Annotated in this window: 6 protein-coding genes; 3 read left to right on the top strand and 3 right to left on the bottom strand. The window is 50.3% G+C overall.

Annotation, left to right across the window (positions count from 1 at the left end):
* The first annotated feature begins 467 nt into the window (after positions 1–467).
* The 3 genes from RF679_RS15490 to RF679_RS15480 all read left to right on the top strand — a co-directional run bounded on the left by RF679_RS15490 (position 468) and on the right by RF679_RS15480 (position 6,157).
* Positions 468–1,055 carry a hypothetical protein gene (locus RF679_RS15490; RefSeq protein WP_309481529.1) on the top strand — a complete coding sequence of 196 codons (588 nt, stop codon included), beginning with the start codon at positions 468–470 and terminating at the stop codon, positions 1,053–1,055.
* Between the two features lie 163 nt (positions 1,056–1,218).
* Positions 1,219–3,201 carry a beta-N-acetylhexosaminidase gene (locus RF679_RS15485; protein ID WP_309481528.1) on the top strand — a complete coding sequence of 661 codons (1,983 nt, stop codon included), beginning with the start codon at positions 1,219–1,221 and terminating at the stop codon, positions 3,199–3,201.
* A gap of 232 nt (positions 3,202–3,433) precedes the next feature.
* Positions 3,434–6,157, top strand: coding sequence for a beta-mannosidase (locus tag RF679_RS15480; protein WP_309481527.1), 2,724 nt, complete (start codon positions 3,434–3,436; stop codon positions 6,155–6,157).
* Between the two features lie 15 nt (positions 6,158–6,172).
* Here the strand turns inward: RF679_RS15480 and RF679_RS15475 are convergent, their stop codons facing one another.
* Genes RF679_RS15475 through RF679_RS15465 form a run of 3 tightly spaced genes read right to left on the bottom strand, consistent with a single transcriptional unit; the run spans position 6,173 to position 9,059 of the window.
* Positions 6,173–7,555, bottom strand: a complete 1,383-nt coding sequence (locus tag RF679_RS15475; RefSeq protein WP_309481526.1) for an ATP-binding protein — start codon at positions 7,553–7,555, stop codon at positions 6,173–6,175.
* Between the two features lie 10 nt (positions 7,556–7,565).
* Positions 7,566–8,246 (bottom strand): response regulator transcription factor, encoded by a 681-nt coding sequence (locus RF679_RS15470; protein WP_309481525.1) that lies wholly within the window; start codon positions 8,244–8,246, stop codon positions 7,566–7,568.
* 27 nt (positions 8,247–8,273) lie between these two features.
* Positions 8,274–9,059 (bottom strand): cytochrome b/b6 domain-containing protein, encoded by a 786-nt coding sequence (locus RF679_RS15465; RefSeq protein WP_309481524.1) that lies wholly within the window; start codon positions 9,057–9,059, stop codon positions 8,274–8,276.
* Positions 9,060–9,360 lie beyond the last annotated feature (301 nt).

Below are 9,360 nucleotides of genomic sequence, written 5' to 3'. Positions count from 1 at the left end.
GTAGTGAAGCATACGTGCTTTGTTGTTCATTGGAAAGAAAATCGCTTTGTTTCGCACCACTTGATTTCTGAGTTTTGATAAATCACAACACCCTTGCTGCGTGGTGTCGGATTTGTACAAAGCGAATGCTTAATTAATGCACATTAATGCATATTTAATTTGCTTATTTTGAATCGCTTTCTAATTGGGCTTGCGGCTGAGAAGATCAATCGTTCGTCGGAAGAGAAGAAAATTTTTGTAAAGAATTGTTGGTGAGGCGGACGAGTTTTCGCGTTGAGTCATTGATGCGTCGCATCCGCTTGGCGAAAACATCAAATGATTCAACTGCTTAAGTTCAACGATTGAAAAGTATCGCTGTGTATCACTTCTTTACGATTGCTTGAATAGCTCAAAACGGAGGCCTCGCAAAACAGAAATGTCGGCGTAAGATGCGGTGATTCTTTCCACATCGATTTAAAGGAGTTCAGATGTTTCCGTTTTTGAAGAAGGCTAGCGCCAGTCTAATCGCGATCTCGGCTGTATGCTTTGTGCCACCGGCGCACGCGATTGATCTCAATGATTTTCGCCTACAAGATGTGGTGCCCATTTTGGGCGAAATGAAGAATCTTGCGAAATTAAGTAGCAATCAGCAGGCCCTATGGCTGCAGGTTGAGTATAAGACGAAGAGCATACAAAGAACGCGCGACGAGCGTCGTCAAGAAATACAAATGAGTGTGAAAAATCGGCTCAAAGAGAAAGCGCCGGAGCTACGCGATATGATCGCCCTCATGAATCAAGATGATCTGGCGACATTCCAAGAAAATAAGGAGTTACGCGAAGCGTGGATGGGCTTGTATGACGCTTTGAGCGATAGTCAAAGAGATGCTGTCGCGCAGATGTTGCAAGACCAATTAATGCGTGTGGCTGATCATCCTGGTGGCCGCGGCGGCGAAGGCCGGGGCGAAGGACGTGGTGCTCAGGGGGAAGGTCATAAAGGACGCCGCGGTGGTGGTATGGGCGGTGGCATGAATGGCGGCATGGGCGGTGGTAATCCCCCAGGCAACGGCAATCTGTAAAGCGCATTGTGTAGGATTTCGGCGGAACTGTTTACTTGCTAGGCTAAACACTAGGTAATTTCCCGTAAACCCTTGATATGTAAAAAGACTTCGCTATAAGCTGTAGGTTTCGCCATGGCATGCAGTATTAGTTTGGCATTGTCTTTTACATTCAAGGGAATCTATGTCACGCACCATCAAGCTTAGCGCCTCACCTTTTTCTTCCCCACGTTCGCTCCCGCGAGTTTTGAAAACGGGCGCACTGGTCGCCAGCCTCGCTTGCTTTACCTTGTCGGCAGGTTTGCTGGTGAGTGGAAATGCCGCAGCACAGACCGGTCAAAAATCAGCAACGCTCAATGCTAGTAAGCCCGCCTTGATTCCTATGCCAGCGCAACTCAACCCTTCAGCTGGGGTTTTCGTATTGTCGAATAAAACGCGCATCTATGCCGATGATGCAAGCTCGCAAGTTAACGCGAATTTACTGAGCCAAGCGATCGAATCGAGTTTGGGTTTTAAGTTGTCAGTGCAACTCGGACAGCCGCATGCAAAAGAAGGTAATGTGATTGTGTTGAGCACCACGAAGAACGGCAACGCCGATCTGAATCAGGTCCGCCAAGTGAGTGACGAAGCCTATCAACTGAACATCACGACGACGCAGATTCAATTGAATGGTAATGCCAATAGTCAGTTTTATGCCCTTCAAAGCTTGCTGCAATTATTGCCGGCGACGAAAACCGACTCCAAATCGACTAGCTTGAAAATCGCAGCGATGCAAATCAAGGACCAGCCGCGCTTTGCATGGCGCGGTCTGCACCTTGATGTCGGACGTCACATGTACTCAGTCGAGTTCATCAAGAAGTTGCTTGACCAAATGGCGGTGTACAAGATGAACACCTTTCATTGGCATTTGACCGAAGACCAAGGATGGCGCATCGAGATCAAGCAGTATCCGAAATTGACGCAGGTTGGCGGCTTCCGCAAAGAGACGATTAAGGATCGCAATTTCAATCCCTATATTGGCGATGGTCAGCCGTATGGTGGTTTTTACACGCAAGAGCAAATCAAAGACGTCGTCGCTTATGCGCAGAGCAAGCACATCATGGTGGTACCGGAAATTGAATTGCCGGGCCACTCATTAGCTGCCATCGCGGCTTACCCAGAATTAGCCTGTACGCCAGGACCATTTGAAGTGGGTACGGTGTGGGGGGGGATTGAGGACATCTACTGCCCGAGTGAACAGACTTTCCAATTCCTCGAAAACGTGATGACGGAAGTGGCGGCTTTATTCCCTGGACCTTACATCCACATCGGTGGCGATGAAGCACCGAAAACACGTTGGAAAGCCAGCCCCTTGGCACAGGACGTGATGAAACGTGAAGGCTTGAAAAATGAAGACGAGTTGCAAAGCTACTTCATTCGTCGTGTCGAAAAAATGATTAACGCCAAAGGCAAGCGCTTGATTGGTTGGGATGAAATTTTGGAAGGCGGACTCGCGCCGAATGCCACCGTAATGTCATGGCGCGGCGAGGAAGGCGGTATCCACGCAGCCAAAGGAGGGCACGATGTGATTATGACGCCAACCTCGTGGTGTTATTTCGATGCGGGTCAAGGACCAAAAGACCAAGAGTTGTGGAATTTGGGCGGCGAAATTCCGATCGAAAAAGTGTATTCGTATAACCCTGTGCCAAGCGTACTCGACGCTGCCAAACAACATCATATTCGTGGCGTGCAGGCGAATGTCTGGACCGAGTATTTACGTGGTTCAGAAAAAGTCGAGTACATGGTGTTCCCGCGCTTGTTAGCGATGGCAGAGGTCGGCTGGACGCCACAAGCACAGCGTCAGTTCGCAGATTTCGAGCAACGTCTTGATGCGCACTATCCGCGGCTGTCGGCGCAAAAAATTGGCTATAGGATTCCACGTCCACGTGGTCTCGATACGATCAGCGTGAAAGATCAACAAGCAAAGATCGCATTGCAAGCGCCGGTGGCGGGAAGTAAGTTGATTGTGACCATCGATGGTAGCGAACCACAAGCGACTGGCGCTGCTTATCAAGGACCAATGACCGTGAACCTCGCTGCGCAACAAGACCTGACTGTAAAAGTCTTAACGGTGCTGGCAGACGGTCGCCAAAGCGCGGTGCAGAAGGCCGTGGTGAAGGCGAAGTGAATGGCAATAACGTGAGCAAGCTCGGATTGAATACGGACTTGTTCCAATGATCGTTGTTTGCCGTCATTCCCGCGAAAGCGGAAATCCATTGTCTTAAGTTCGAATCGTGCGCTTGGGTCTTCATTGCTGAAATGCCCAAGTGCCTTCGCAGTTCAATTACTGAATCTTTTGGCGAGCGCATCGGCGAACGTCATCGTCCTCATCAAACCCCATGAACAATTCGAGAAACGCCATGGCCCTTTTTCGACGCATCACTGCCCCCTCCATCGACTTCTTATCCAAACTGATGATCATGGCCGCGCTCATGTCTTCTGCATCCATCACGCAAGCGCAAGAGCAGCGCCTCATGCTCAATACGGGCTGGCAATTTCGCATCGCTGAGCAACATGCGCAAGACCATCAAGAGTTGCAATCATGGCGATCCGCGCAAGTGCCGGGTCATGTACACACTGATCTTTTACATCACAAATTGATTCAAGATCCTTATGCGGGGCAAGCTGAGGCCGGTCTGCAATGGATAGGCAAGGCAGATTGGGAATATCAATTGCAGTTTGAACTCGACGCCGCGCGACTTCAGCACAGGAAAAAGATCCTGCGTTTCGATGGTCTCGATACCTTTGCGGAAGTCTTCCTTAACGGTGAAAAAATCATAGCGGCTGAGAATGCCTTTCGCACCTATGAGATCGATGTCAGCGCCAAACTGAAAGCCAAGTCGAACACGATCTTGGTGCGCTTGTATTCACCGATCACCAAGATGCTGCCGCAAGTGCAAGCGATGCCGCATAAATTAGCAGGCAATTATCCCTCACCGTATGGCGATGAACCGAAAGACGCTATGACCGCGAATTTTGTGCGCAAGCCTGGTTATCACTATGGATGGGATTGGGGGCCGCGTTATGTGACAGCGGGTATTTGGCGCCCTGTGAGTTTGATCACCTACGATGAGGTGAGGGTGGAGCAAGTCCAAGTGCGCCAAGTCAAGCTCGATCAACAGCAAGCGCAATTAAGAGTAGATTTACAAGTTGATGTGCAGATGGATTTGCAGGCGGGTTTGCAACCGGTATCGAGAACGAATCCTTTTGAAGTTTGGTGGAAAGTACGTGACCCTCGTGGCCGAGTGGTGGCGCAAGACAAGCGCATTTTGAGCGACTTGGATAGCGCAATAGCAAACGCCAAGGAAGCACGACACGCTCAATTCGATATCAAGATCGCCAAGCCACAGCTTTGGTATCCACATGGCTATGGCAAACAAGCCTTGTATCGCATGGAATTTGAACTGCGAGCGGGACAACGCGTCTTGGCTAAGCAAGCGCGTACGATAGGCTTGCGTACCGTCACTCTCGATCGCAGTCTCGATCAAGAGGTGAATCCAAACACCGGCAAGCGCGGACAAGCATTTACTTTTTTGGTGAACGGTATCCCAGTATTCGCCAAGGGCGCGAATTTGATTCCGTTTGATATGTTCCCCAATCGTATTTCTGTGGCGCAGCAGCGTGAGATTCTTCAAGCAGCACGTGATGCGAATATGAATATGCTGCGAATTTGGGGTGGCGGCTATTACGAGAACGATGACTTCTACCGCATGGCCGATGAAATGGGCATCATGATTTGGCAAGACTTCATGTTTGGTGGTGGCGTGGTTCCTGCTTACGACGATGCTTTCCGGCGCAACGTGTTAGAAGAAGCGAAGCAGCAAGTGCAACGTTTGAATGCGCATCCCAGTGTCGTCTTATGGTGTGGCAATAATGAAGAGGAAACGGCATGGAAGGATTGGGGCATTGGTAAAGAACTGCAAAAAGCCAATCCCACTTTTGCTGAGCAAGTGTGGCAAGGCTATGTGCAACTCTTTGGTCGCGATCTGCGTCAAGTCGTGCAAGACCATGGACAGGGCGTGCCATATTGGTCCAGCTCGCCGAGCAATGATTTGGACGACAAAGCCAATGACAGTGAGCGCGGCGATAAACACTATTGGGACGTGTGGGGCGGTTCTAAACCCGTCGAAGAATATCAACGTGAGACACCACGTTTTATGTCGGAGTTTGGTTTGCAAGCTTGGCCACAGCAATCAACGGTCGATTACTTCGCTCAAGCGGATCAGCAAGCCATCGATCATCCTGTCATCCGCCAACACCAAAAATTCATGGCCGGCGAGGGCAATGCGCGACTCCTGCACTATATTCGCGCCAACTATGGCGAGCCACGCGACTTCGCTCATTTCTTATACCTGAGTCAGGTGATGCAAGCGGAAGGAATCACACTCGCGATTAAACATCACCGCGCTAGCATGCCGCGCACCATGGGTTCGATGTACTGGCAATTGAACGACGTGTGGCCGGGGGCATCATGGTCGAGCATTGATTATTTCGGTAATTGGAAGGCTTTGCATTATCAGGCCCGCAAAGCCTTTGCGCCGCTCACGGTGGTGGCGGAAAATCTGGATGGCGTGACCAGCGTCAGTGTGGCTTCTGAACGTCTGCAGAACACCGTCGTCAAAGTACGACTGCGCAGCATGGACTTCACTGGCAAGGTCTTCCGCGAACAGATTATTCCATTCAACATCGGACCGAATACCGCTCAGCGCATTGCTCACATCCGCAACGAAGAGCTCTTGCAAGGGCGCGATCCTCGCAGTCATTTTGTGTTGATGGAGTTATTGCAGGGCGAGGCCGTCATTGCGCAGGACGAAATCTATTTTGCTCCGGCGAAGGAGCTCAAACTGCCGTCAGCGAACATCGAGCTCACTTGGAAGTCCGTCGGCAATCGCTACCAACTTCAATTGAAGAGTCCCGTCTTGGCGCGTGCAGTGATCTTGGACTTCCGTGGCGCGCCGGTGAAATTGTCTGACAATGCGCTCACCTTACAGCCACAGCGTACTTTGAAGATTGAAGTAAGTAGCCGAGAGTCAATGCAGAAGTTGGCGCAGCTCTTACAAGTGCGATCGCTGAATGACAAGTGATGCTCAAAATAGTCGCTAGTGCAGTGATGACCGATTTTGCTGGGTTTGCGCCGGTAGTTTGAGTTCTATGCGCAAGCCACCTTCAGGTTTGGCACGTGCAATGGCGACTTGTATTTGGTGTACTTCGGCGATGCGGCGGATAATCGACCATCCTAAACCAGTGCCGCTCGCTTCATTGCCTAAGACGCGATAAAAGCGTTCGCCGATCTTTTGTAGTTCTGTCTCGCTCAGACCAGGCCCATCATCTTCAATTTGAAAGTGGAGTTCTTGCTCATTGCAGGTGAGCGAAAGCGCGATGTTTGCCCGCGCCGGGCAGTATCGGACTGCATTGTCGATGAGGTTGCGCAGTAAAATTTTGAGTAGGGTGGAATTGCCTCTGGTGAGGCATGGCTCACATTGCTGTTCGAAGCCCATCTGTTGCTGCTTTTCGATCGCGGCGATGGCCATCTCACTGAGTGCCTCGCGTACCAAATCAGCAAAATTAATCGGCTCGTCGAGCGCAAGCCCTGTCTGTTCGATGCGCGCCAGCGTCAACAGTTGTTCGATGGTTCTATTGGCGCGATCACAGGCGACTTGTAGCTGGCTTAAAGCGTGTTGCCGGTCTTGTTGATCTTCCGCGACAGCCGCAACCTGTGCCTGCATGCGGATGGCGGCGATCGGTGTTTTGAGTTCATGCGCAGCATTGGAAGTGAACGCCTGTTCAGATGCCAGCAGTTTGGCGTTCTTTTGAAGCAGATCGTTCAGCGCTTCCAAGACCGGTTCAATTTCTTGTTGCGAGGTAGTGAGGCTGATCTGCGCCAGATTACCTGCCTGGCGTGTCTGCAAGTGCTGACTGAGTTCTCGCAGAGGGTTCAGCCCATAACGAACGGCAAACCAAATGCTGAGTGCCAGCAGTGGCAAGGCAAGCAGCATGGGCAGCGTTAAGCTACGCATTAAGGCATGGAGAATTTCTGCACGAGCGCTTTGCTTTTCGGCGACGTAGACCACCACATCTTGTTCTGCACCTTGGGTCGCAAATAAGCGCCAATCGTTTTGTTCAAAACGAATATTACTGTAACTCGGTTTTGCCGTGGAATGTAAGGGGAGAATCGCAGTGCGTGGTGCGTTTTCTGAGCGTAAGCTTAGTTTGCCCTCGTGAAAAACTTGATACATGACGCGCGGCGCATCCTGATGCAGTAAAGGCGTTTTGATAGATTGTTCCTGATCGACAAAATCGCTGGCTTGCTGGACCACCAAGAGCGCTGCCGCTTGCGCTAAGTGCCCATCTAATATTTCATCCGTTTCGTGACTCGCGTCGCGCCACACCAAGAGGGTAGTCAATACCCAGATTAGGCTCAGCGCTGTCAACAGAATCAGCGTTAATCGTTTCTGCATTGATGGGGAGGATGTTGGACGCATGCTTTTGTCTCTACGAAGTCTCTTTGCGCATCAAATAGCCGACTCCGCGCACCGTGTGGATCAACTGGTTACCCAGTTTTTTTCTGAGTTTGTGAACATACACTTCAACGGTATTGCTTTCGACTTCATGCCCCCAAGAGTAAAGATTTTTCTCAATTTGCTCCCGTGATAGAACCCGATCTGCGTTGAGCATTAAAGCATGTAGGACATCGAATTCACGAGCACTTAGGTTCAACTCTTGCCCATTCAATTTGGCTTGTCGACTCGGGATATCAATTTCAAGATCCTGTAATCGAATTTTGTTCTGAGTTTGTCCGTGCGAACGTCGTATCAGCGCATGCAAGCGCGCTGCAAGTTCGAGTAAATCGACTGGCTTCACGACATAGTCATCGGCCCCAGAATCGAAGCTCGTGAGTTTGTCGGAAACGCTATCACGTGCCGTCAAAATTAAGACGGGTGTCTGAACACCATGCTGCCGAATGTTTTTCAATACTTGCGACCCTTCTGCACGAGGCAAACCAAGATCGAGCACTGCGGCAGCATAGATTTTTTCTCCGCTTGCATGGCTACGTAGCTCGTATTCAGCAGCCACGCCATCGCGCACCCAATCGACCACGAAGCCGCATTGGCGTAAGCCGCTTTGTAGCCCATCACCGAGGATGGAATCATCTTCTACGAGAAGGATGCGCATATCACGCTCTTGGATTTTGTCTTCATCTTAATCATCGTCATCCTCGTGCTTGCCTTGTTTTGTTGTGGCATGCGATTCGGTCGTTGCGGTTTTTCCGTCGTTTGCTGTATTTTTTGATTGATGCTGCAACTGGTCCTGTAACTGATAGGTCCAAAAGGCGCTGACCATCAATAATACGAGCAATCCTATGCTGCGCCAATGGCTATGAATGGCGACTTTTTGATCAGCGCGCTTACGTCCTGTGAACATGGCCTTGATTAAGTTCTCGCGGTGCAAGTGACTCGAGATGAATACGCCCGCGATGTGAACCAACACCACGCCAAGCAGAACCGCCGCCAAGGCTTCGTGTACTTCTTCCATCCATTCACCAGCAAGATCTTGATATAACAGATGCCCCGTACTAGTTTGAATGAATCCTAAGATCAGTAAGGCGAGAATGGCAATCGCACCTGCCGGGTTATGACCAGCGTAGTGCTGAGCACGACCGGATACCAGCGATTTCAAATAAGCGAAGACTTCGGTAGGCCCTTTGATAAACGAAGTGAAACGTGCATGCCGACTGCCGATAAAGCCCCACAGGGCGCGGAAAACAATGAGTCCCATCATCGTGTAGCCCAAGCTCACATGCAACCAACGCCAGTCGTCGGCCTCAGAAGTGAGATAAGCTCCCGTAAAACTGAGGGCCATGAGCCAATGCACGAGTCGCACAGGAACATCCCAAATCAGCACGGGACGCATGCCCTGGCTTGTTTGCTTGCTTGCTTCTTGTGTAGCGGGTGATTCTACGTTGGGGTTGAATGGTGTTTCGTTCATAACAGCCTCCGAGTTAAATGTTCGTTGTCTCGCTCATTTCGGTGCTTGCTGATCTGAGTTCTACTGTCATCTTGGTGGCAAGGTTTCGTTTCATCTCGGTCCTCTTCGCACCTCTTAGTGCATCTGAAGGATTTTTCTTGTCCCGAAGTAGCCGAAATACGACATTCATTCACATCAAGATCTAGTTTGAGTTATGGTCATGCAAGCGTCTTGAGATACATCATGCATTGGCTTTCTTAAACTTAGCTTAAAGTGCAGAAGTGTTATGTAAAAGTGCTATGTGAGAGTGTGATCTCGCTAT

This window comes from Undibacterium cyanobacteriorum (assembly GCF_031326225.1).
In the GTDB taxonomy this organism is placed as follows: domain Bacteria; phylum Pseudomonadota; class Gammaproteobacteria; order Burkholderiales; family Burkholderiaceae_D; genus Undibacterium; species Undibacterium cyanobacteriorum.
This window is presented reverse-complemented; position numbering and strand designations above follow the sequence as displayed.